Annotated in this window: 24 protein-coding genes; 14 read left to right on the forward strand and 10 right to left on the reverse strand. The window is 71.9% G+C overall.

Annotated features, from left to right (window positions below):
* Positions 1–36: 36 nt before the first annotated feature.
* The 5 genes from JT362_RS05955 to JT362_RS05975 all read left to right on the forward strand — a co-directional run bounded on the left by JT362_RS05955 (position 37) and on the right by JT362_RS05975 (position 5,039).
* Positions 37–681, forward strand: a complete 645-nt coding sequence (locus JT362_RS05955) for an AIM24 family protein (protein WP_260189996.1) — start codon at positions 37–39, stop codon at positions 679–681.
* 84 nt (positions 682–765) lie between these two features.
* Positions 766–2,031: a serine/threonine-protein kinase gene (locus tag JT362_RS05960; protein WP_260189997.1), complete on the forward strand. Its 1,266-nt coding sequence runs from the start codon at positions 766–768 to the stop codon at positions 2,029–2,031.
* A 193-nt stretch (positions 2,032–2,224) separates the two neighbouring features.
* Positions 2,225–3,850 carry a chaperonin GroEL gene (gene groL, locus JT362_RS05965; protein WP_260189998.1) on the forward strand — a complete coding sequence of 542 codons (1,626 nt, stop codon included), beginning with the start codon at positions 2,225–2,227 and terminating at the stop codon, positions 3,848–3,850.
* Between the two features lie 128 nt (positions 3,851–3,978).
* On the forward strand, positions 3,979–4,803 hold the full coding sequence (locus tag JT362_RS05970) for a helix-turn-helix domain-containing protein (protein ID WP_260189999.1): 825 nt from the start codon (positions 3,979–3,981) through the stop codon (positions 4,801–4,803).
* Entirely contained in the window at positions 4,779–5,039 is a 261-nt protein-coding gene (locus JT362_RS05975) for a DUF397 domain-containing protein (protein ID WP_260190000.1), read from the forward strand. Before JT362_RS05970 ends, JT362_RS05975 begins: the two co-directional genes overlap by 25 nt.
* On the opposite strand, the gene JT362_RS05980 is transcribed toward JT362_RS05975, so the two are convergent.
* The 8 genes from JT362_RS05980 to JT362_RS06015 all read right to left on the reverse strand — a co-directional run bounded on the left by JT362_RS05980 (position 5,036) and on the right by JT362_RS06015 (position 11,958).
* The gene (locus JT362_RS05980) at positions 5,036–5,749 is read right to left on the reverse strand and encodes an Abi-alpha family protein (RefSeq protein WP_260190001.1); all 714 of its coding nucleotides are present in this window, start codon (positions 5,747–5,749) and stop codon (positions 5,036–5,038) included. The two genes, JT362_RS05975 and JT362_RS05980, sit on opposite strands and share 4 nt — an antisense overlap.
* 1 nt (position 5,750) lies before the next feature.
* Positions 5,751–7,046, reverse strand: coding sequence for a DUF445 domain-containing protein (locus JT362_RS05985; RefSeq protein WP_260190002.1), 1,296 nt, complete (start codon positions 7,044–7,046; stop codon positions 5,751–5,753).
* A gap of 63 nt (positions 7,047–7,109) precedes the next feature.
* Positions 7,110–9,752 (reverse strand): CHAT domain-containing protein, encoded by a 2,643-nt coding sequence (locus tag JT362_RS05990; RefSeq protein ID WP_260190003.1) that lies wholly within the window; start codon positions 9,750–9,752, stop codon positions 7,110–7,112.
* 128 nt (positions 9,753–9,880) lie between these two features.
* Positions 9,881–10,060, reverse strand: coding sequence for a hypothetical protein (locus JT362_RS05995; RefSeq protein ID WP_260190004.1), 180 nt, complete (start codon positions 10,058–10,060; stop codon positions 9,881–9,883).
* A 111-nt stretch (positions 10,061–10,171) separates the two neighbouring features.
* Positions 10,172–10,642, reverse strand: coding sequence for a carboxypeptidase regulatory-like domain-containing protein (locus JT362_RS06000; RefSeq protein WP_260190005.1), 471 nt, complete (start codon positions 10,640–10,642; stop codon positions 10,172–10,174).
* Positions 10,639–11,241, reverse strand: a complete 603-nt coding sequence (locus tag JT362_RS06005) for an RNA polymerase sigma factor (protein WP_260190006.1) — start codon at positions 11,239–11,241, stop codon at positions 10,639–10,641. Before JT362_RS06005 ends, JT362_RS06000 begins: the two co-directional genes overlap by 4 nt.
* A 156-nt stretch (positions 11,242–11,397) precedes the next feature.
* Entirely contained in the window at positions 11,398–11,733 is a 336-nt protein-coding gene (locus JT362_RS06010; protein WP_260190007.1) for a hypothetical protein, read from the reverse strand.
* Between the two features lie 21 nt (positions 11,734–11,754).
* Positions 11,755–11,958 carry a PspC domain-containing protein gene (locus JT362_RS06015; protein ID WP_260190008.1) on the reverse strand — a complete coding sequence of 68 codons (204 nt, stop codon included), beginning with the start codon at positions 11,956–11,958 and terminating at the stop codon, positions 11,755–11,757.
* Positions 11,959–12,019: 61 nt separating this feature from the next.
* On the opposite strand from JT362_RS06015, the gene JT362_RS06020 reads away from it, so the two are divergent.
* The 6 genes from JT362_RS06020 (at position 12,020) to JT362_RS06045 (ending at position 16,692) form a co-directional block, all read left to right on the forward strand.
* Positions 12,020–12,943 carry an AAA family ATPase gene (locus tag JT362_RS06020; protein ID WP_375546448.1) on the forward strand — a complete coding sequence of 308 codons (924 nt, stop codon included), beginning with the start codon at positions 12,020–12,022 and terminating at the stop codon, positions 12,941–12,943.
* A 512-nt stretch (positions 12,944–13,455) separates the two neighbouring features.
* Complete coding sequence (locus tag JT362_RS06025; RefSeq protein ID WP_260190010.1) at positions 13,456–13,617, forward strand: hypothetical protein; 162 nt, start codon at positions 13,456–13,458, stop codon at positions 13,615–13,617.
* A gap of 196 nt (positions 13,618–13,813) precedes the next feature.
* A complete protein-coding gene (locus JT362_RS06030) occupies positions 13,814–14,923 on the forward strand; it encodes a vWA domain-containing protein (RefSeq protein ID WP_260190011.1) in 1,110 nt (369 codons plus the stop codon).
* On the forward strand, positions 14,916–16,028 hold the full coding sequence (locus tag JT362_RS06035; protein ID WP_260190012.1) for an XdhC family protein: 1,113 nt from the start codon (positions 14,916–14,918) through the stop codon (positions 16,026–16,028). The genes JT362_RS06030 and JT362_RS06035 overlap by 8 nt, the downstream gene beginning before the upstream one ends.
* 29 nt (positions 16,029–16,057) lie before the next feature.
* Positions 16,058–16,375: a hypothetical protein gene (locus JT362_RS06040; protein ID WP_260190013.1), complete on the forward strand. Its 318-nt coding sequence runs from the start codon at positions 16,058–16,060 to the stop codon at positions 16,373–16,375.
* Positions 16,372–16,692, forward strand: a complete 321-nt coding sequence (locus tag JT362_RS06045) for a type II toxin-antitoxin system PemK/MazF family toxin (protein ID WP_260190014.1) — start codon at positions 16,372–16,374, stop codon at positions 16,690–16,692. The genes JT362_RS06040 and JT362_RS06045 overlap by 4 nt, the downstream gene beginning before the upstream one ends.
* Here the strand turns inward: JT362_RS06045 and rarD are convergent.
* Positions 16,689–17,645, reverse strand: a complete 957-nt coding sequence (rarD, locus tag JT362_RS06050) for an EamA family transporter RarD (protein ID WP_260190015.1) — start codon at positions 17,643–17,645, stop codon at positions 16,689–16,691. The two genes, JT362_RS06045 and rarD, sit on opposite strands and share 4 nt — an antisense overlap.
* A gap of 30 nt (positions 17,646–17,675) precedes the next feature.
* A complete protein-coding gene (locus JT362_RS06055; RefSeq protein ID WP_260190016.1) occupies positions 17,676–18,242 on the reverse strand; it encodes a dihydrofolate reductase family protein in 567 nt (188 codons plus the stop codon).
* A gap of 122 nt (positions 18,243–18,364) precedes the next feature.
* Between JT362_RS06055 and JT362_RS06060 the strand changes: the two genes are divergently transcribed.
* The 3 genes from JT362_RS06060 to JT362_RS06070 are packed head-to-tail and all read left to right on the forward strand — an operon-like array spanning position 18,365 to position 22,184.
* Positions 18,365–18,889 (forward strand): (2Fe-2S)-binding protein, encoded by a 525-nt coding sequence (locus JT362_RS06060; RefSeq protein WP_260190017.1) that lies wholly within the window; start codon positions 18,365–18,367, stop codon positions 18,887–18,889.
* Positions 18,889–21,333, forward strand: a complete 2,445-nt coding sequence (locus JT362_RS06065; protein WP_260190018.1) for a xanthine dehydrogenase family protein molybdopterin-binding subunit — start codon at positions 18,889–18,891, stop codon at positions 21,331–21,333. The genes JT362_RS06060 and JT362_RS06065 overlap by 1 nt, the downstream gene beginning before the upstream one ends.
* Positions 21,330–22,184, forward strand: coding sequence for an FAD binding domain-containing protein (locus JT362_RS06070; RefSeq protein WP_260190019.1), 855 nt, complete (start codon positions 21,330–21,332; stop codon positions 22,182–22,184). The genes JT362_RS06065 and JT362_RS06070 overlap by 4 nt, the downstream gene beginning before the upstream one ends.
* The last annotated feature ends 25 nt before the right edge of the window (positions 22,185–22,209 follow it).

Genomic DNA, 22,209 nt, shown 5'->3' on the forward strand with positions numbered 1-22,209 from the left:
TAGGCGAGGCGGAGGCGTGACATCACGGAGGTGCAGGTGCAGGTCCGCACTCGGCACACCCCGTCGTCCGGGGTGGCCCGGTTGCTGCTGGCACCCGGTGAGGCGGTGCTGGCCGACTACGCCGCGATGCTCGCCACCAGCTACGGCGTGTCCGTCACCCCGGCGCAGGGCGGGTCCCGGGGCAAGGCGCGGCGCGCGGTGTTCACCGCGCCGGCCGAGGGCGGCTGGGTCGACGTGGCGCCCGCGCTGCCCGGCGACGTCTACACCCTGCAGCTGGACGGCACGGACGGCTGGTGCGTGCAGCGGGGGAGCAGGCTCGCGGTACCGGCGACGGTGCGCACCGACGCGCAGTGGCCGGGGTTCCGGGCACTGTTCGGCGCCGACGTCGGGTTCCTGGAGCACGTCTCCGGCGACGGCGCGGTGGTGCTGGCCTCGTGCGGGTCGCTGGACGTGGTGACGCTGGAGGCGGGTGAGCTGATCACCGTCGAGCCGACGTCGCTGCTGGCCTACGGGGAGAAGACGCAGTGCCGGCTGCGTGCGGTGAGCCCGTCGCTGCCGCAGTCGCTGCGCACCGGGGAGGGGCTGCTGCTGGACTTCGCCGGTCCGGGTCAGCTGCTCGTCCAGACCCGCAACCCGTACGCGATGGCGGCCTGGCTGAACGCCGCGAACGGGGCGCGTTGACACTTGTGCACAACCGGCCGCGCGGCCCGTGCGGCGAACGTTAGGCTCGCTGGCGTCGGGGTGCACGGAATGAATGGATGAGCAGTGGCGGAGGACCTCACCGGGCGTCGCCTGGGGCACTACCGGATCGACGGTGTGCTCGGTAAGGGCGGTATGTCCGTGATGTACCGCGCGACCGACATCCGGCTGGGCAGAAAGGTCGCCCTCAAGGTCATCGCCGAGCACCTGACCGAGGACCCGGAGTTCCGCGAGCGGTTCGTCGACGAGGCCCGCAACACCTCCGCGATCGACCACGCGAACGTGGTGCCGCTGTACGACTTCGGTGAGGTCGACGGCCTGCTCTACATCGCCATGCGGCTGGTCGACGGCTCGGACCTGGCGTCGCTGATCAAGGACGGCCCGCTCAAGCCGGAGCGCGCGCTCGCGCTGCTCGGCCAGGTCGCCGAGGCGCTGGACAACCTGCACGAGCGCGGCCTGGTGCACCTGGACGTCAAGCCGGCCAACGTGCTGGTCACTAGCCGCGAGTCGACCGCCGAGCACATCTACGTCGCCGACTTCGGCCTGACCCGTCGCGGCGCCACCGGCCACCGCACCCGAGGCGGCGACTTCCTCGGCTCACCGACCTACGCCGCGCCCGAGCACCTGCGCGGCGAGCCGGTCGACGCGCGCACCGACGCGTACTCGCTGGCCTGCGTGCTGTTCGCCTGCCTGACCGGCCGCCCGCCGTTCCAGGGGCCGGTGCCCGAGGTGATCCAGGGCCACCTCAACCGGGACGTGCCGGCGCTGACCGAGCACGTGTCGCTGCCGCCCGCGATCGACGAGGTGATCCGGCGCGGCATGGCCAAGAGCCCCACGTCGCGCTACGGGAACTGCCGCGAGCTGATGGCCGCGGCCCGCCAGGCGCTGGCCGGTGTCGGGCAGCAGGCCGGGCAGCAGGCCAGGCGCCCGTCCGCGGTCCCGGTCGGCCCCCGGCCCGCCGGCCCAGCGCAGAACCGACCGCCCGGCCCCGGCGCCTACCCGTCCCGACCGCCCGCCGGTCGTCCGCCGCAGGGCACGCCGCCCGGTGGGTACCAGCGGCCGCAGGTGCCGGCCGGCACCCACTCGTCGTCGGCCGACCCGGTGCGGCTGCGCCCGCCCGTGCCGGCCGGGCCGAGCACCGCGTTCACCTCGGACTCCGGCGGCTCGTCGCGCTGGCTGGTGCCGGTGATCGTCGGTCTGGTGGCGATCGGGCTGATCGTGGGCGCGATCCTCCTGTTCACCTCCGGTGGCGACGACGGTGGCGGCGGGGACCAGCGGGAGCAGGAGCAGAGCTCGAACGCGACGCCGCCATCGATCAAGGTCGGCGACTAGCCCGAAACGGGTGGCTCTGACCTGCGGTTCTTGCACTCTCGTGGTCCGAGTGCTAAACACGGTTCTGGCAGTCGGTAGTTCCGAGTGCCAGAGTTGAGGTCGGGACGGTGAGGCCGGCGGTGCCGGTCGTCCGTCGCGGGCACCGAGCCTGGCCACGCATCGTGAACGTCCAAAACGGAGGACCTACACCGCAATGGCCAAGTTGATCGCGTTCGACGAGGACGCGCGCCGCGGTCTCGAGCGGGGCCTGAACACCCTCGCTGACGCCGTCAAGGTGACGCTCGGCCCCCGTGGCCGCAACGTCGTGCTCGAGAAGAAGTGGGGCGCGCCCACCATCACCAACGATGGTGTCTCCATCGCCAAGGAGATCGAGCTCGAGGACCCGTGGGAGAAGATCGGGGCCGAGCTCGTCAAGGAGGTCGCCAAGAAGACCGACGATGTCGCGGGTGACGGCACCACCACCGCGACCGTGCTCGCCCAGGCGCTCGTGCGCGAGGGCCTGCGCAACGTCGCCGCCGGCGCCGACCCGCTGTCGCTCAAGCGCGGCATCGAGCAGGCCGTCGAGGCGGTGACCGAGCAGCTGCACAAGGCCTCCAAGGAGGTCGAGACCAAGGAGCAGATCGCCGCGACCGCGTCGATCTCCGCCGCTGACACCACGATCGGCGAGCTGATCGCCGAGGCGCTGGACAAGGTCGGCAAGGAAGGCGTCGTCACCGTCGAGGAGAGCAACGCGCTCGGCATGGAGCTGGAGCTCACCGAGGGCATGCGCTTCGACAAGGGCTACCTGGCCGGTTACTTCGTGACCGACCCGGAGCGCCAGGAGGCCGTCCTCGACGACCCGTACATCCTGCTGTTCGGCTCGAAGATCTCGGCCGTCAAGGACATGCTCCCGGTCCTCGAGAAGGTCATGCAGGCCAGCAAGCCGCTGCTGATCATCGCCGAGGACGTCGAGGGCGAGGCCCTGGCGACCCTGGTGGTCAACAAGATCCGCGGCACCTTCAAGTCGGTCGCCGTCAAGGCGCCCGGCTTCGGTGACCGCCGCAAGGCGATCCTGCAGGACATCGCGATCCTCACCGGTGGCCAGGTCATCAGCGAGGACGTGGGTCTCAAGCTGGAGAACGCCGACATCTCGCTGCTGGGCCAGGCCCGCAAGGTCGTCGTCACCAAGGACGAGACGACCATCGTCGAGGGTGCCGGTGACGCCGAGCAGATCCAGGGCCGGGTCAACCAGATCCGCGCCGAGATCGACAAGAGCGACTCCGACTACGACCGCGAGAAGCTGCAGGAGCGGCTGGCCAAGCTGGCCGGCGGCGTCGCGGTGATCAAGGCCGGTGCCGCCACCGAGGTCGAGCTCAAGGAGCGCAAGCACCGCATCGAGGACGCGGTGCGCAACGCCAAGGCCGCCGTCGAGGAGGGCATCGTCGCCGGTGGTGGCGTCGCGCTCCTGCAGGCCGCCGAGCAGGCCTTCGCCGGCCTCAAGCTGACCGGCGACGAGGCCACCGGTGCCAACATCGTCAAGGTGGCGGTCGAGGCTCCGCTCAAGCAGATCGCCGTGAACGCCGGCCACGAGGGCGGCGTCGTGGTGGAGAAGGTCAAGGGCCTCCCGCAGGGCCACGGCCTGAACGCCGCGACCGGTGACTACGAGGACCTGCTCGCCGCCGGCGTGCCGGACCCGACCAAGGTCACCCGCTCCGCGCTGCAGAACGCCGCGTCGATCGCCGCGCTGTTCCTCACCACGGAGGCCGTCGTCGCCGACAAGCCGGAGAAGGCCGCCGCGGCCCCGGCCGGTGGCGACCCGACCGGCGGCATGGACTTCTGATCCACGCCAGCTAGTCAGGCCGTGTGGCCCGGACGCATCCCGCGTCCGGGCCACACGTCTTTCGCCGGGCGGAACCGTGCTCTGGCGAATATGCTCTGCGGGAATCTGCGGAGTATTGGGGAGATGTCATGCCGGGCAGCCACGACGGCATCAGCGAGGACCGGGTCCTGTTCGCCGAGGAGCTGCGCGCGCTGCGCAAGCTGAAGGGCTGGACCGTCGAGGAGTGCGGCGCTGCGATCAACTTCAGCGCGTCCACCATCAAGAGCATCGAGAGCTGCTACCGGGCGCCGACCGCCGAGCAGGCCAGGAAGCTCGACGAGGCGTTCGGCACTCCCGGCACGCTGGCTCGGTGTCAACGCCGGATCCGTGGCATCCCGCTGTCGGCGAACTTCCGCCCGTTCGCCCCGTACGAGGCCGAGGCCACGGTGTTGCGCACGTTCCAGCATGTGCTCGTCCCCGGTTTGTTCCAGACCGCCGATTACGCGCGCGTGCTCATCGCGAGCTACCCGGGCAACTGCCCCGACGAGGTGGCCGAGATCGTCGCGGCGCGGATGGAGCGCCAGGCCATCCTGGACCGCAAGGACCCACCATGGCTGTGGGTCGTGCTCGACGAGCAGGTGCTCCGCCGTGACGTCGGTGGCCCGGAGGTCATGCACGCCCAGCTGACCAGGCTGGTGGAGCTGACCGACCGGCCCAGGATCACCATCCAGCTCATCCCGGCCGACCTGCCGCACCCAGGGCTCGACGGTGCCTTCACCATCGCGGAGACCAAGCAGCCGCCCGCGATCGTGTACCTGGTGGGTCCGGAGGGACAGACCGTGGAGGACGCGGACACCGCCGCGAGGATGACGGTACTGTTCGACACGCTCCGTGCGGTCGCGTTGCCCACCGCCGCGTCCCGCGCGCTCATCGAGGAGGAGGCGCAGCGATGGAAGGAACTGGTCACTACGTGATCACTTGGCGCAAGTCCAGCTTCAGCGAGTCCCACGGCGGTGACTGCGTCGAGGTCGGTGTGGCCTGGCGCAAGTCCAGCTTCAGCGAGCCCAACGGCGGCAACTGCGTCGAGGTCGGCCCGACCGCCGACGCGATCCTGGTGCGCGACACCAAGAACCGCTCCGCCGGAACCCTCACCTTCGCCGCCACCGCGTGGCAGGCCCTCACCGCCACCCTCGCGGACCAGCCCCGCTAGGCGTCGAGCGGGAGGCAGACGCGGCAGAAGTCCTCGCCGAACGGGGTCAGGTGGAGGCTGCGGCGGACGACGCGGGGGGTGCGGCCGGCCTTGGTCATGGCGGCCTGGACGTCGGGTTGGACCTCGATGACCTGGTAGCGGTCTGGGTCCACCTCCTCGGGGGAGAACCAGACCAGGCCGAGGCGGAACAGGTTGTTCAGGTGCGCCTTCGTCCGGTCGAGGCGGCGGACACCGGCCTGGCGGCCCACCATCGACAGGCCGGCCTCGATCAGCTCGGAGCCGATGCCCAGCGGCCGGTTCGTGCGCACGTCGACCATCGGCTGCGGGCCCTCCACGGCGAGGAACCGCAGGATCCTGGCCTCGTCGGGCACCAGGTCGTCGAGGATGCGGGAGTACGCCGGGTGCATGTCCTCGACGTGGTGCACGTCCGCCGACTTGCGCAGCAGCTCGGCGCCCCGCGCCCGCAGGTCCGCCGGTGCGGGCGGGGGCGACGGCTCCGGTGCTGGCATGCCGAGCGCGTCCCTGGCCGCCGCGCGCAGCTCGGCACCCAGCTCGGTCACGATCTTCACCGGCGGCTCACCGGTGGCGAGGTCGCGGACCACCTTCTGTCCGGTGTGGACACCGGCGTTGACCAGCCACTGCGCCGTGCTCAGCCCGGTGTTCGCCGCGATGCGCAGCAGGCCGGTGGCCTCGCGGAACGTTGAAGACATCTCATACTCCGAAGATCGCCAGGTGCACCAAACCGGCACCGATACCGAGCACACCACCGTGCACGAACAGCAGCCACTCGTCCTGCTTGATCGCCGACCGCAGCAGCTCGTTGAACTCGTCCGAGCGCAGCTGGCGCATCTGCCTGGCCACGAACGCCCGGATCTTCGCCGACTGCTTCCGGCCGAACTCCGAGTCGCCGAACGCCGTCGCGAACTCCACCGCCTCGCTCGCCACCGCGTTCCGGATGCGGTCGTACCGCTCGGTGCCCATCCCGACCCGCACGGCCGTCCGGGCGAACCCCACCGCGTTGTCGACGGCCGGCCGCAGCGAGTCCTCCAGCAGCCGCCGCGTCCGGTCCGATCGCGGGCCGAACAGCAGCTCGTCGCCGACGTTGCGCATGTTGATCACGTCGTCGGCGATGATCGCGGCCATCACGTCGCTCACCTCCGGTTGCCGGCGCAGGAACAACCCGTGGAAGGTGAACGGGCCGACCCGCCGGGGGAACACCGGCTCGAAGATCAGCTTGATGCCGATCCAGTTCACCACCCAGCCGATCACCGCCCCACCCAGCGGCAGCACCCACCAGTACGGGAACGCCTCCAGCAGGAACACCAGCCCGATCCCCATCGGGAAGCCGAAGTAGAAGCCGAAGTTCTGCATGAACCGCAGCTCCTTGCGGCCCACCTCGCGGAGCATGTCGTTCATCAGCTCCGGGTGTTGCTCGAAGTGCCGGATCACCAGCAGCTTCGCGTCGATCAGCGCCTCGATGTGCTCGCCGAGCTGGTCGGTCAGCCCGCGGATGATCACCGGCAGCCGTTGCTGGATCCGCGCGTGCACGGCCTCCTTCACCACCGGCGGCAGGTCCTGCCACAGCCGGGGGTGCTCCCGCTCCATGATCCGCTCGACCACCCCGCGGACCTCCCCGCGCGCGGTGGCGGCGATGTGGTCGGCGATCGCGTCCGGTTCGAACTCGCGGTAGAAGTCGCCGATGCTGCCGACCTTCAGCAGCGCCTTGTCCACCGAGATGCTCGCCATCTTGGCCACCCGCGACGGGATGATGCCCTGCCAGCCGAACCGCCCGTCGTGCGTGATCGCCGGGATGACCTGCACCCGCCTCGGCAGGTACGGGTACAGGAACCGCAGGCCGGGCACCCGCACCCCGTGGAACCGCATCGGCTGGAACAGCATGATCACGCCGGTCCAGTTGGTGATGTAGCCGATCACGCCGGTGAACAGCGGCACCGAGATCAGGTGCGTCAGGAAGCGCGGATCACCCCACTCCAGCGCGACGTGCATCCCGACCCCGTTCCTCGACCTGCCCCATGGTCGACCCGGGGACGATCTTTGCGCAAACGGCCCCTAGCCGGCGCCGAGGAGGATGAAGGGGCGGCGCAGGGGATCCGCGGCGGTCGCCTCGGCCAACGCGCGGGCGGGCTGGGTGCCGGAGGCGAGCCGGCGGTGGTAGTCGGTCATGGTCTCGGCCAGGTCCTGGGCGTTGGGGCTGACCAGCCGGCGGTGGTAGTCGGTCATGGTGAGCGCGGCCGAGCGGTGGCCGACCTGGTTCACCGCCGCCACCACGGTCCGCGAGCCGCTCGCCAGCATCGCGCCGGCGAACCCGAGCGGCTCGTCACCGGGCCGGATGTGCGACAGCGCCAGCTCGCACGCGGCCAGCACGATGTGCTCCGGCGGCCGGTGCAGCCGCGCCACCTCGTGCGCCAGCAGCCCGCCGTCCACCAGCTCCAGCCGGGAGAACATCGCGTTCGCCGGCTCGTGCGTGCCGTGCGCGGCGATGTGCACCAGCTTCGCGCCGTCCATCGCGGCCAGTACCGCGCTGGTGGTGGCCCGCTCGCCGTCCAGGACGACCGCGTCCGGGTACACCGTGCGCAGGTGCGTCAGCTCGGACACCGACTCCGGCAGGTCCGGGCCGCTGACCAGCACGACCTTCCCGTCGGTGGCCGGCGCCTCCGCCGCGCTGACCCACGCCGTGGCCGACGGCGCCACCGACACCGCGCGGCCCCGCAGCGTCGGCAGCGACTCCCACGGTACCGAGTACAGCCCGCCGAACGGCACCACGACCAGCTCGCGGCCGTCGATCAGCTCCATCGGGATCCCGTTGTCGCCGAACAGGTACTCGTTCAGCGTCGCGATCCGGTGCAGCGCCGACTGGGACACGGCGCTGACCAGCGGCTCGATCAGGTCGTCCGGGGCGAGGGCGTCCAGGTCGGCGTGCAGCTGCCTGGCCACCTCCAGCGCCTGCTCCCGGCGCCCGAGCCGCACCAGCCGGGTCCGGCCGCCGCTGACCACGACGGCCGCCAGGTCCTCGCCAGGGCCGGCGAAGCTGATCATCGCGCGGTCGCCGAGGTGCTCGATGATCTCCTCCGGGGAGCACACCGGCCGGGGCTTGCCCCAGTGGCTGGTGTGCCAGCCGAGCCGGTTGACCTCGCGCTGCAACGCCGTCGACCGTCGCTCCAGGGGCGCGGTCGGCCTGCGCTCCAGCCTGGCCTGCTGGATCATCCGCAGTACCCCGCGCAGCTCGGTGACGGCCTCGGCCAGGGCCGGGTCGTCGATCGCGGGCTGCGGCTCGTACCGGTACACCTGCGCGCGGGTCTTCTCCTGCCAGGCCAGCACCCGGCGCGCGTCGGCGTCGGTGCTGGCGTCGGAGAGCACCAGGTTCAGCGCGAGCCTGGCCAGCTCCAGGCCGTGCACGGCGGTCCCGCACACCAGGTCCAGCCCGCCCATCCGGTCGCGGGCGGCGCCGAGCTCGTCGAGCCCGGCCCTGGCCTGGGCGAGCGCGCGCCGGGTCTGCCCCCGGGCCAGCGCCACCTCGGCCCGGCACAGCCGCAGCAGCATCCGGTGGTCGATCGGGGACAGCTTGCGCGGCGACGGCACCCGCTCGAGGACGTCCTCCGCGGTGTCGACATCTCCCCGGGCGAGCGCGAGCCGGACGGCGAGCATGCGGGCCATCGCCGACTCGTCGGGCAGGCCGACCTCGGCGAGGCGCTCGGCGAGCCGTTCCGCCTTGGCCGGCGACGACTTGGCCGGCCGGCTGACCAGCGCCGGGTCGGCCTCGGCGCGCATCCGGGTGAGCGCGGCCACCTCGGCCCACGGCTCGTTGCCCCGGCGCAGGAACCGGCGGTGCGCGGTGCCGGCGAGGTGGCGGGCGAGCGCCCGGTCGTCCTGGAGCAGCGCGACGGCGGCCCGGGCGACCTCCGCCTCGGCGAGGTCCTGGGTGCTGCGGTGCTCACGCAGGACGGGCAGCGCCTCGTCGAGGTGGCGGGCGGCGTCGTCGAGCACCCCGGCGGACAGCAGCGCGCGGGCCTCGTCGATCTGGGTGCGGGCCAGCAGCGCGGGCGCGGTGTCGCGGAACGCCGCCTCGGCCTGCTCGTGGTAGGCGAGCGCGCCGGGAACGTCGCCGACGAGTTGGGCGATCTCCCCCAGGTTGCCCAGCGCCTTGCCCTTGATCTGCGGCAGGTCGTGCTCGACGGCGAGTTCCAGGCAGCGCCGCTGGTTCTCCTCGGCGGGTCCGGGGCGGCCGAGCTCGATGTAGGTGAAGCCGCGGTTCATGTAGGCGGTGGCGAGCAGTTCGGGGTTGGCCGCCGGGGTCGACTCCGCGGCCTCCAGGGCGGGGATCGCCAGGTCGAACAGCTCGAGGGCCTCGGCGTTGCGCCTGGCCCGGATGAGGATGACGCCGTGCTGGTGGTTGACCAGCCCGCGCGCCGCCGAGCGCAGCGGACCCTCGGGCAGGCCGTTCACCAGGTCGCTCGCGGTGCCGAGGTGGACCAGGCCGTCGGCGACGGACCCGGTCTCGGCCTCGGCGAACGCGAGCGTCGCCAGCACCTTGGCGCGGATCGTGGTGACCTCGTGGTTGCCGGTGGTCACCGGAAGCGCGCGCAGCGCCTTGCGCAGGAGCTTGACCGCCTCGGCCGGCCGGGCCGCCTGCGCCTCGGCGACCGCCCGCGTACGCAGCTCGACGGCCTGTTCGACAGCCTCTGCGACGGCCATGTCAACGGACGCGTCGACGTCCGGGGCGTCGTCGGACGGTTCCGGACTCACGGTGGACGAGCGGCGCGGACGGGGCACGTACCAATGTCAGCACATCGGACCGCCCGCGCCCTACCCGCCTCGGACTATCAGTTCTTCCGGGCGGGGTCGTCCGCCGCCGCCTGCGGGATGCTGCCGGTGCCGATGTGGCCCTGGGGCGAGCTGCCCGTGCCGATGTGGCCCTCGGGGTTCGGGTTGTCCGGATCGTCCGGGTCCGGCACCACCGGGTCGTCGTTCTCCTTCTTCGGCGTGGTGATCGAGTCGGTCATGACTACTACTCCCCTCAGCAGATCTTCCGGCCACTCACCACTACAAGAGGTGGGTCGGCACGGTGAGATACAGAGGATATCTGCCGAATGGGGGAGATAGGGCTGATCGGGCTACAAGTCGACAGTTGGTGTCAACACGGTGCGTGACTGCTCGGCGTGCATTCGGACCAACAGCTGCGTGGTGCCGCGGGGGACCTCGGTGAGCACGAACCGGCCGCCCTCGTCGGCGGTCGTGGCGGTCGTGGGATGGTCGACGACCCGGACCTCGACGCCGTGCGCGCCGGCCGGCACGAGCCAGCCGTCGATGCGCTGCCGCTCCCCGGTCCGGGTCACGTTGATCATCACGGTCAGGTCGTCCACGAAGAACTTGAGCATGCCCGGGCCGCCGCCGCGCACGCCGGCGAGCGTGCGCTCGGCCCAGCGGGCCACCTCGAACTCGACGTCGTCGAGGTCGCGCAGACCGGTGTCGATGGCCACCGCGAACAGGGCCCGGCCGACCAGCCCCGGCGGGGGTGGATCGAGCTCGTCGACCAGCCGGGCCACCTCGGACATCAACTCGTCGTCAGACTGGTGCGTTCTCATGATCCACTGTCCCCGTGGTACAGGGCGCGCAGCGCGTTGATGCAGCGCCCTCTGGTCGGTCCGATGCTGCCGTGTGGCATGTGAAGCGCCTCGGCGACCGCACGGTACTCCGCGCGGCCGGCGAGGACGGTGAGGCGCAGCAACTCCTGGCAGCGCCGCGTCAGTTGGTGGAAGGCGGCCCACAGCTGCGTGTCCCGCTCGCCGCGCAGCACCTCGTGCTCCGGTGACGGGTCGGTGGTCGGCAGCTGCTCGGCGATCTCGTTGGACAGCTCCACCTGGCCGGAGCCGCGCTGTTGCACGCGGTTGGCCTCGCGGCGGGTGGTGACGATGAGCCAGCCGGCGAGCGCTCTCGGCTCGGTCAGCCGGTTGACGTGCCGCAGCAGCGCCAGCCACACCGTCTGCACCACGTCCTCCGCGCTGGTCCGGTCGAGCCCGTTGCCTCTCGCGACGTGCCAGACCAGCGGTGAGAGCTCGGCGACGAGGACGTCGAACGCCGAACGGTCGCCCGCCTGCACGGCGACCAGGCACGCCGCGTGCCGGTCACGGCCGTCCAGGCCCTCCCACGGCTTGGTCATGCTCGCGGTCTGCAGTTCGGTCACCGCTTCCCACCCCGCTTCGTGGGTTGAGTTCATGATGGCACCAGGTCCATCGGGCCAACCCCCGGAGTCTGCTTTCTTTCCGTGATCGTCTCTACCCCTTCAAGAGCCCCAGCCCATGGTTCAGATACCGGCCATTCGGGTGGTTACCAGCGGGTATCAGGCGATTCTCGAGATCAACAGCAGCAAAGTCGTGATCCCGACGAGGATACCCGCCAGTAGCGTTCCGCACCCGTTGAATACCACGGACCCCACGGTGCGGCCGCGGGCGGCGAGCACGCTCCCGACGACCGCGAAGCCGATCACGACCACGACGAAGCCGACCGCGGCGAGCACGATCGGCCAGGACAGCCCCGGCTGGTCGAGGAGCGCCGGACCGGCCACGAGCGTCCCGACGCAGACCAGCACGGCGGCGCCGACGGCGAGCACGGCGCCGAGCAGTACGAGGGCGCGCGCCGTCCCCACCCGCGAGACCCTGCCCGGTCGTTGCTCCACGGCCGGTCAGGGTAGTCGGCGTCAGTCCCGGGGCATCACGATCCAGCAGATGAGGTAGAGCACGGCGCCCGTGCCGAAGCCGAGCAGCGTGGCGGCGACGAGCGCGATGCGGACGATGGCGGCGTCGATCCCGAAGGTCTTGGCGAGGCCCCCGCAGACCCCGGCGACCATCCGGTCGGTTCGGCTGCGGCGGAGCTTGGTGACGGGTTTGGTGTCGGTGTTCATGACTCCAGCATTCCGCCGGGGCGGCCCGGCGGCATCGGGGATCGTCCCTGGTCGGACCCGGATGCCGGTCCCTGGGTCTAGTCTCGGGGTCGTGGTGGACGTGTCGTGGTCGCCGGTGGAGTCGCCCGACGAGCTGGCCGACTCGCTGGACCGGGTCGGGTACCTGGCCGACGAGGGGGTCGCGACGGCGGCGTTCCTGGCGCTGCGGCTCGGCCGGCCGCTGTTCTGCGAGGGCGAGCCGGGGACGGGCAAGACGTCGCTGGCGGTGGCGCTGGCGGCGGCCCTGGACGTGCCGATGATCAGGTTGCAGTGCCACGAGGGCATCGACTTCACCCAGGCCCTGTACGACTGGGACTTCCCGCGTCAGCTGCTGCACCTGCGCGCGCTGGAGGCGGCGTCGGACATGCTGGACGCGGAGGCCGCGGAGCGCTCGCTGTACTCGCGGCGGTTCCTGCTGGCCCGGCCGCTGCTGCGGGCACTGGAGGAGGCGCCGTGCGTGCTGCTGGTCGACGAGGTGGACCGGGCGGACGACGAGTTCGAGGCGTTCCTGCTGGAGGTACTGGGCGAGAACGCGGTGACGGTGCCGGAGCTTGGCGAGGTGCGGGCCGAGGTGCCGCCGCTGGTGGTGCTGACGTCGAACCGGACACGTGAGGTGCACGACGCGCTGAAGCGCCGGTGCCTGTACCACTGGCTGGAGCACCCGGCGCTGGCGCGCGAGGTGGCGATCCTGCGGCGTCGGTTGCCGGGGTTGTCGGCGGGCCTGGCGGAGCAGGTGGCCTCGGCGGTGCGGAAGCTGCGAACGGTGGAGTTGCTCAAGCCGCCCGGCGTGGCGGAGTCGATCGACTGGGCGTCCGCGCTGCGCGCGTTGGGCCGGTCGGAGCTGGACGCCGAGTCGGCCGCCGCGACCCTGGGCGCGGTCCTGAAGTACCGCGAGGACGCCCAGCGCGTCGTCACCGCCGGCCTGGACACGATCCTGGCCGGCTGACCCAGGCAGGCACGGGGTGGTTGCGTTCGCGAACCCCGCAGGCCGAGCCCATGCGCAAGCCGCCTGGGGGACCCCTCTTTTGATCTTACCCGGCGGCACCGACAGTTCCGGGGGCGGAAATTCGGTCGCCTTCGACGCACGGCGTCGCGCATAGTGGTGCCCGGCGCGCCGAACCGAGGAGGACACCGTGAGCACCGCGATCAGGGGGATCTGGCGGTAGTCCGGTGTCACCGGATGGCGCCGTCGCGGTGGTCGGGCCGGTCGCGGTGCCCCCCGTCGCGGCGGCGACCATCCGGTTCTTCCCGAAGTCCGTTTTCCGGCATCCCGCGCCCGGCTCCGCTACCTGGCCACGGTCGCGGCGGGAAGCCCTGCCTGGCGCCGGCCGCGATCCGGCCGGCGCCAGGATGTGCCCCCGAAAATCGGCCGCTGTGTGTCAGATGACGCAAAGCCCTTCGCCGCCACGTGCCAACCTCGGTGACGTGGAGAAGAGCCGGGAGAGAGGGGGAAGGGAGATGCAGGCCTACTGTCCGGTTTCCTTCGCGCTCAAGCTCGCCGTGTTCTGCCTGGTCCTGGGGGTGGTCGTCGGCGCGTGGCTCAGCGCGGAACTCATGGGGCAGGCGGACTCGCCGCCCTCACTACAACCAACAAACCAGCTCGTCGGACACCAGGAGTGAGTCTCAACCTGGGCAACCGTCACCTCAGGGGAACGTGACGCAAGCCGGCCACAAGTACGTGACCATGCCGAACTCGCCTTCCCAACGGGACCAACTGGGATAAGTCCGGGGAGGCGGACCGTGCCACTGGGGGTGAGGTGGGCCGGCCGGGAAGCCATCCCGGCCGGCCTTCCTCGCGGCGAGTAACAATGACAACGTGCAGACCCTCGACCCGCTGCCCGGCCTGGTCGGGTTCGCCGCCGCCCTCCGCGCGGCCGGGCTGCCGTGCGACGCGCAGCGGGTGGGGGCCTACCTCGGGGCCGTGCGCGAGCTCGACCTCGCCGACCCGACCCAGCTCTACTGGGCCGGCCGGCTGACCCTGTGCGCCGACCCGGACGACCTGCCCCGCTACGACGACGCCTTCGCCGCCTGGTTCTCCTTCTCCGCCCCGCCCCGCCGCCGGCCCACCACGCCGCGACCCCGGCACGCGCCGATGGCCGCGCTCACCACCGACGACGGCACCGGCGACGGCACCGGCGACGGCACCGACGACCTCAAGGTCGCCGCCTCCGACGTCGAGGTGTTGCGGCACCGCGACGTCTCCGCGCTCACCCCCGCCGAACGCGAGCACCTGCGCACCCTGATCGCCACCCTGCGCCTCGACCCGCCGCTGCGCCGCGCCATGCGACACCGCCCGCACCGCACCGGCCGGCTCGACGCCGCGCGCATCCTCCGCGCCATGCGCGCCACCGGTGGCGAACCGGTCCGGCTCGCCAGGAAGGCCAGGCGCACCCGCCCGCGCCGGCTCGTGCTGCTCGTCGACGTCTCCGGCTCGATGACCCCCTACGCCGACGCGCTGCTGCGGTTCGCGCACGCGGTCACCAGGGCCGCACCGGCCAGCACCGAGGTGTTCACCGTCGGCACCCGGCTCACCCGGCTGACCCGCCAGCTCCGCGCCCGCGACCCGGACGAGGCGCTGGCCGCCGCCGCCCGCGCGGTCCCCGACTTCGCCGGCGGCACCCGGCTCGGCGAGACGCTGCGCGCGTTCCTCGACCGGTGGGGCCAGCGCGGGCTCGCCCGGCGCGCGGTCGTCGTGCTGTTCTCCGACGGGTGGGAGCGCGGGGACGCCTCCCTGCTCGGCACCGAGACCGCGCGGCTGCGGCGGCTCGCGCACGCCGTGCTGTGGGTGAACCCGCACGCCGGCCGGGACGGGTACGCGCCGGTGCAGGCCGGGATCGCGGCCGCGCTCCCGCACGTCGACCGGCTGCTCGCCGGGCACAGTCTGGCCACGCTCGAGGAACTGTTGAGGGAGGTGCGCCGTGCGTGACGTGCTGGACGAGCTGACGCGCCGGTACGCGGCGGGAGAGCGGATCGCGCTCGGCACGGTGGTGGCGACGTTCTCGTCGGCGCCGCGCGCGCCGGGAGCCGCGATGCTGGTGGCGGCTGACGGAACCGTGTCGGGCAGCGTGTCCGGCGGGTGCGTCGAGGGCGCGGTGTACGAGCAGGGGCAGGAGGTGCTCGGCTCCGGGACGCCGGTGCTGGCCCGCTACGGCGTCAGCGACGACGACGCGTTCGCGGTCGGCCTGACCTGCGGCGGGATCATCGACATCTACACCGAGCGGGTGTCGGCAGAGGACTTCCCGGAGTTCGGCGACCTGGCGAAGTCGATCCAGGACGAGGAACCGGTGGCGCTGGCGACCGTCGTCGCGCACCCCACGCTGCTCGGCCGGCGGATGGTGGTGTGGCCGGACCGCACGGTCGGCGACCTCGGCACGTCGCGGATCAACGACGCGGTCGCCGACGACGCCCGCGGCATGCTCGCCACCGGCCGCACCGGCACCCTGCACTACGGCGAGTCCGGTGAACGCCGGGGCGAGGGCCTGTCGGTGTTCGTCAGCTCGTTCGAGCCGCCGCCGAGGCTGCTGGTGTTCGGCGCCATCGACTTCGCCGCCGCGATGGCCAGGCTCGGGTCGTTCCTCGGCTACCGCGTCACGGTCTGCGACGCCCGCCCGGTGTTCGCGACGGCGACCAGGTTCCCGGAGGCCGACGAGGTGGTGGTCGACTGGCCGCACCGGTACCTGGCCGCCGAGGTGTCGGCGGGCCGCGTCGACCGCAGAACGGTGGTCGCGGTCCTCACCCACGACCCGAAGTTCGACGTGCCCGTGCTGGAGGTCGCCCTGCGCGCCGACGTCGGCTACGTCGGGGCGATGGGCTCCCGCCGCACCCACGACGACCGGATGGCCAGGCTCCGCGAAGCCGGCCTGACCGAAGCCGAACTCGCCCGCCTGGCCTCCCCGATCGGCCTAGACCTCGGCGCCCGCACCCCGGAGGAGACCGCGATCTCGATCGCCGCGGAGATCATCAGCCTCCGCTGGGGCGGCGAGGGCACCCGCCTCACCGACACCATCGGCCGAATCCACCGCGAGCCGTAGCATCGGAAAGTGATGCTATGATCCGATGCATGGCCAAGCGCACCACTGTGACGTTATCCGACCAGGACGAGCAGACGGTCCGGACTTTCGCGGACCCGGAGCGTCCGGAAGCGGCGGTGCTGGCCGAGGCCGCGGAGAAGTTGGGTATTTCGATCACCCCGGGAGCGTCGGAGGCGACCGTGATTCGTGCCTTGATCGCAGCCGGTGCCGCTACCTTGCGTGAACAGGCCTTGGAGCGGGGGTACCAACAGGTTGCCGACATGTACGACGAGGTGCACGACGCCGATGAGGCGGCCGAGCGGCGGCGCCGCTATGCGGAGCGGGTCGACAGGGTGATGCCTGGATGAGTGTCACCCCCGTGCGGGGGCAGATCTACTGGGCGGATCTCGGCTTCGGTCCCAAACCGTGGCTCATCGTGTCCAACAACCTCCGTAACCGTAAATTGCGCGACGTGCTCGCGGTCCGGATCACCACTACGGACAAGCACGCGGACCTGCCCACGTGGGTCCGGCTCGAGCCGGGCGATCCGCTGGTCGGTCACGTGAACACCGACGACCTTCAGCAGCTTGGCCGGGAGGAACTGGGCGAGTTGGCCGGTTGCCTGAGACCGGCCACCTTGTTGCGCATCAACGAGGCGCTCCGGATCGTGCTCGGACTGCCCTAGGCGGGAGGCGATGGTTCCAGGGCGCGTGGCGTCCTGGAACGGCGCGTGCCGTCGATGGTCAGGATGATCAGGCCCAGCCAGACGATCGCGAAGCCGAGCCAGCGTTCCGGTGGCATCTGCTCGTGGAACACCAGCACGCCGAACGCGAACTGGAGCACCGGCGCCAGGTACTGCAGCAGCCCGATCATCGACAGCGGGATCCGCACCGCCGCCCCCGCGAACGCCAGCAGTGGCACCGTCGTCACCAGCCCGCCGCCGATCAGCAGCAGGGTGTGCCCCACCCCCAGCGAGAAGAACGTTCCGTCCCCGGACACCTCCAGCACGCAGACGAACGTCACCGCCGGCACGAAACTCAGCCCGGCCTCCACCGCCACCGACTCCACCGCCGGCGCGTCGGCCAGCTTCTTCACCAGGCCGTACAGGGAGAAGCTGAACGCGAGCACCAGCGCCACCCACGGCACCTGCCCGTACCCGACCGCCAGCACCGCGACCGCCACCACGCCGAGCCCGACCGCGATCCACTGCGCCACCCGCAGCCGCTCGCCCAGCAGCAGCACCCCGATCAGCACCGACACCAGCGGCCCGGTGAAGTACCCGAGCGCGGTCTCCACCACCCGCCCGTTCGTCACGCCCCAGATGAAGCCGCCCCAGTTGCACCCGATCAGCACCGTCGCCAGCGCGAGCAGCCCGAGCCGGCGGCGGTCGGACACCAGCGCGCGGATCGTCGCGAACCCGGTGCCCCGCCGCCGGCCGAGGAACCACAGCACCACGCCGACCGCGACCAGCGACCACAGCATCCGGTGCGCGAGCGTCTCCAGCGTCCCGGCCTCGTCGAGCAGCGCCCAGTACAGCGGGAACACGCCCCACAGCCCGTACGCGGCGGCCCCGAGCAGCACCCCGCGGCGATGCTCGGGGAACTGTTCGGCGACCGGGGCAACAGCGGGGGAGACCACGTCACCGATCGTATGCTTGCCTAACGATCCTCACGACCTGGTGTAGCGCAGGATCACATGCCCGGTGTCCAACGTCGTCACGTCCGCGCGCTCGAATGCGGTCACGTCGAACTCGCCGGCGATCATCGGCACCCCTCGGCCCAGCATCACCGGGTACAGCTTGAGGATCACCTCGTCGATCTCCCCGTACAGGGCACCGGCGAGCTTCGCGCCGCCGGCCAGGTAGATCCCGAGACCGTCCTCGGCCTTCAGCTCCTTCACCAGGGTCACCGGGTCGGTCACCACGGTCACCGCCGGGTCCGGCGAGGTCGTCGTGGTCGACACCACGTACTGGCGCAGGTGCGCGTACGGGCTGGTCACGCCGAGGTCGAGCCCGGGCTGGTAGGTCCCCCGACCCATCACGACCGTGTCGAACCGACGGTTCGGCGCGTCCGCGATGCCCAGGTGTGGGCGCACGTGCGACGGCATCGTCTCCGGGTACTCGGCGGCCAGGTGGGCCACGTAGGCGTCCGGGGTGGGGTAGACGTCGACCTCGTCGCCCGGCCCGGCGATGTAGCCGTCCATGGACACGGCGACGAAGTAGGTCAGTGTGCGCAACGCTCGTCCTCTCGGTTTTCTCGCTCCGGTCCACTTTCCCACGACAGGACTTGTCCTCTTCGGCCACCGGAGGCAGGCTCAATGGCTGTGAGCCCGCTCACGCGCGTTCCCTTGGAGGCCCCATGCGCATCACCGTCACCGTCGACGGAACCACGTACACCGACGAGGTCGAACCCCGCCAGCTGCTCGTGCACTACCTCCGCGAACGGCTCGGCAAGGTGGGCACCGTCGTGGGCTGCGACACCAGCAACTGCGGCGCCTGCACCGTGCACCTCGACGGGCACAGTGTGAAGTCCTGTTCCGTGCTCGCCGTCCAGGCCGACGGCGGCGAGGTCACCACGATCGAGGGGCTGGCCCGGGACGGCACCCTCCATCCGGTGCAGCAGGCCTTCCACGACAACCACGCCCTGCAGTGCGGCTTCTGCACCCCCGGAATGATCATGCAGTCCATCGACCTCCTCGCCGACAACCCGGACCCGGACGAGCGGGCCGTGCGCGAGGGCCTGGAGGGCAACCTCTGCCGCTGCACCGGCTACCAGAACATCGTCCGCGCGGTCCGCGACGCCGCCGGCCACATGCGCGGCGGCGCCGGGCCGGAGGCCGAGCAGGTGCGTGAGACCAGGAACGTGGTGGGGGGCGGGAACTGATGACCTCGACCATCGAACCGGAGATCGGCCGGGCCAGGCTGCGCAAGGAGGACGCGCGGCTCATCGCCGGACGCACCCGGTGGACCGACAACCTCGCACTCCCCGGCCTGCTGCACATGGCCGTCGCCCGCAGCCCGATGGCGCACGCGCGGATCACCAACATCGACGTCGACGCGGCCCGCCGGATGCCCGGCGTGCTCGCCGTGTTCACCGGCGCCGACCTCGCCGGCGAGCAGGGCAGCCTGCCGTGCGCGTGGCCGATCACCGAGGACATGAAGTCGCCGGACGCGCCGTCGATCGCGGTGGAGGAGGTCAACTTCGCCGGCGAGGCGGTGGCCGTCGTGGTCGCCCGCAGCGCCTACGAGGCGGCCGACGCGCTGGAGGCCGTCGACGTCGACTACGACGAGCTGCCCGTGGTGCTGGACCTGGAGGGCGCGGTCGCCGACGGCGCCGACCTGGTGCACCCCGACCTCGGCACCAACGCCAGCGCCACCTGGGTGTTCGACTCGGCCGAGGCCGGCACCGGCACCGACGTGGAACGGGCCATCGCCGACGCCGAGGTGCTGATCGAGCGCACCTACCGCCAGCAGCGGCTCATCCCGGCGTTCATGGAGCCGCGCTCGGTGGTCGTCGACCCCACCGGTGAGCAGCTCACCATGTGGTCGGCCACCCAGATCCCGCACATCCTGCGGGTGATGCTGGCGATGACGCTGTCCGTGCCGGAGCACAAGGTGCGGGTGATCGCGCCGGACGTCGGCGGCGGGTTCGGCGGCAAGCTCCAGGTCACCCCCGAGGAGATCCTGACGTTCCTGGTCGCCCGCCGGCTCGGCAAGCCGGTGAAGTGGACCGAGACCCGCAGCGAGAGCCTGCTGTCCGCCCACCACGGCCGCGACCAGGTGCAGAAGCTCACCCTCGCCGCCCGCCGGGACGGCACGGTCACCGGGCTCAAGGTCGAGCTGCTCGCCGACATGGGCGCCTACCTGCGGCTGGTCACCCCGGGCGTGCCGATCCTGGGCGCGTTCATGTTCAACGCGATCTACAAGTTCCCGGCCTACCGGTTCGCGTGCACGAACGTGTTCACCAACAAGACCCCCACCGACGCCTACCGCGGCGCCGGCCGCCCGGAGGCCACCTACGCCATCGAACGGCTGATGGACGAGCTGGCCGCCGAGCTGGGTGTCGACCCGATCGAGATCCGCGAGCGGAACTGGATCCGGCACGAGGAGTTCCCGTTCGACACGGTCGCCGGTCTGACCTACGACTCCGGCAACTACGAGGCCGCCACCGCGAAGGCCAAGGAGCTGTTCGGCTACGACGCGCTGCGCGCCGAGCAGCGCGAACGCCGGGAGCGCGGGGACACCGTGCAGCTGGGCATCGGCACGTCGACGTTCACCGAGATGTGCGGGCTCGCGCCGTCGCGGGTGCTCGGCGCCCTGTCCTACGCGGCGGGCGGCTGGGAGCACGCGGCGGTCCGGATGCTGCCGACCGGCAAGGTCGAGGTGGTCACCGGCTCGTCGCCGCACGGCCAGGGGCACGAGACGGCGTGGAGCCAGATCGTCGCCGACCAGCTGGGCGTGCCGTTCGAGGACGTCGAGGTGCTGCACGGCGACACCCAGTCCTCGCACCGCGGCATGGACACCTACGGCTCGCGGTCGCTGACCGTCGGCGCGATGGCCGTGGTGCGGGCCGCGGACAAGGTGAAGGCCAAGGCCGCGAAGGTCGCCGCGCACATGCTGGAGGCCGCCGAGGACGACGTCGAGTTCGCAGGCGGCGCGTTCGGGGTCCGGGGCGCGGGGGCGGAGGCCAAGTCGGTGTCGATCCAGGACGTCGCGCTGGCCGTGTTCGCCGCGCACGACCTGCCGGACGGGGTGGAGCCGAGCCTGGACTCGGAGGCCACGTTCGACCCGGAGAACTTCTCCTTCCCGCACGGCACGCACCTGTGCGCGGCCGAGGTGGACACCGAGACGGGCCGGGTGACGATCCGCTCCTACGTCGCCGTGGACGACGTCGGCAAGGTCGTCAACCCGCTGATCGTCGAGGGCCAGGTGCACGGCGGGCTGGCGCAGGGCATCGCGCAGGCCCTGTACGAGGAGGCCGTGCACGACGAGTCCGGCACGCTCACCACCGGCACCCTGGCCGACTACCTGGTGCCATCGGCGGTGGACCTGCCGGAGTTCACCACCGACCGGACCGAGACGGCGGCGACGTCGAACGCGCTGGGCGTCAAGGGCGTCGGCGAGGCCGGCACGATCGCCTCCACGCCAGCGGTGGTCAACGCCGTGGTGGACGCGGTGCGCCACCTCGGCGTGTCCGACGTCCAGATGCCGTGCACGCCGATGCGGGTGTGGCAGGCGATCCGCACCGGCCGGACCGACGCCGGCGGACTCGGCGGCGAGGCCGGCGGCGGTCTCGGCTCGATCAACCCCGAAGGAGGTGCCCGGTGATCCCGGCAGCGTTCGACTACGTCGCACCGACCACCGTGGACGACGCGGTGCGGGCGCTCGCCGAGGCGGGCGAGGACGCCAAGGTCATCGCCGGCGGGCAGAGCCTGCTGCCGGTGCTGCGGATGCGCCTCGCGGCGCCGTCCATGCTGGTCGACCTCGGGAAGGTGGCCGAGCTGCGCGGCGTGCGCGAGGACGGCGACACGCTCGTCGTCGGCGCCATGACCACGCACTACGACGTGCAGCGCGACCCGCTGGTGCGCGAGCACGCCCGGCTGCTGGCGCTGGCCACGAACGTGGTCGCCGACCCGCAGGTGCGCCACCGAGGCACGTTCGGCGGTTCGCTCGCGCACGCCGACCCGGCCGGCGACCTGCTCGCCCCGGCGCTCGCGCTGGACGCGGAACTGGTGGTGGCCGGCATGGACGGCAGGCGGACGATCCCGGCCGCCGAGTTCTTCGCCGACTTCTTCACCACCTCGATGCGCTCCGGCGAGATCCTGTGCGAGGTGCGGGTGCCGAAGAAGACCGGGTGGAGCGCGCACTACGAGAAGTTCAACCGGGTCGCGCAGGCGTGGTCGATCGTCGCGGTCGCCGCGGCCGTGCTGGTCGACGACGGCACGATCACCGAGGCCAGGGTTGGCCTGACGAACATGGCCGCCACGCCCGTCCGCGCCACCGCCGTCGAGTCCGCCCTGGTCGGCCAACCGGCGACGGCCGAGGCGATCACCGCCGCCGCCCAGCACGCGGCGGAGGGCACCAGCCCGGCGGCCGACGGCAACGCCGACGCCGAGTTCCGCCAACACCTCGCTCGGGTCCTCACCTCACGCGCGGTGTCCGCGGCCGTGGGCGCATAAGATGCCCTGAAGGTGACCTTCGAGG

This window comes from Actinophytocola gossypii (genome assembly GCF_025165815.1).
Classification (GTDB): domain Bacteria; phylum Actinomycetota; class Actinomycetes; order Mycobacteriales; family Pseudonocardiaceae; genus Actinophytocola; species Actinophytocola gossypii.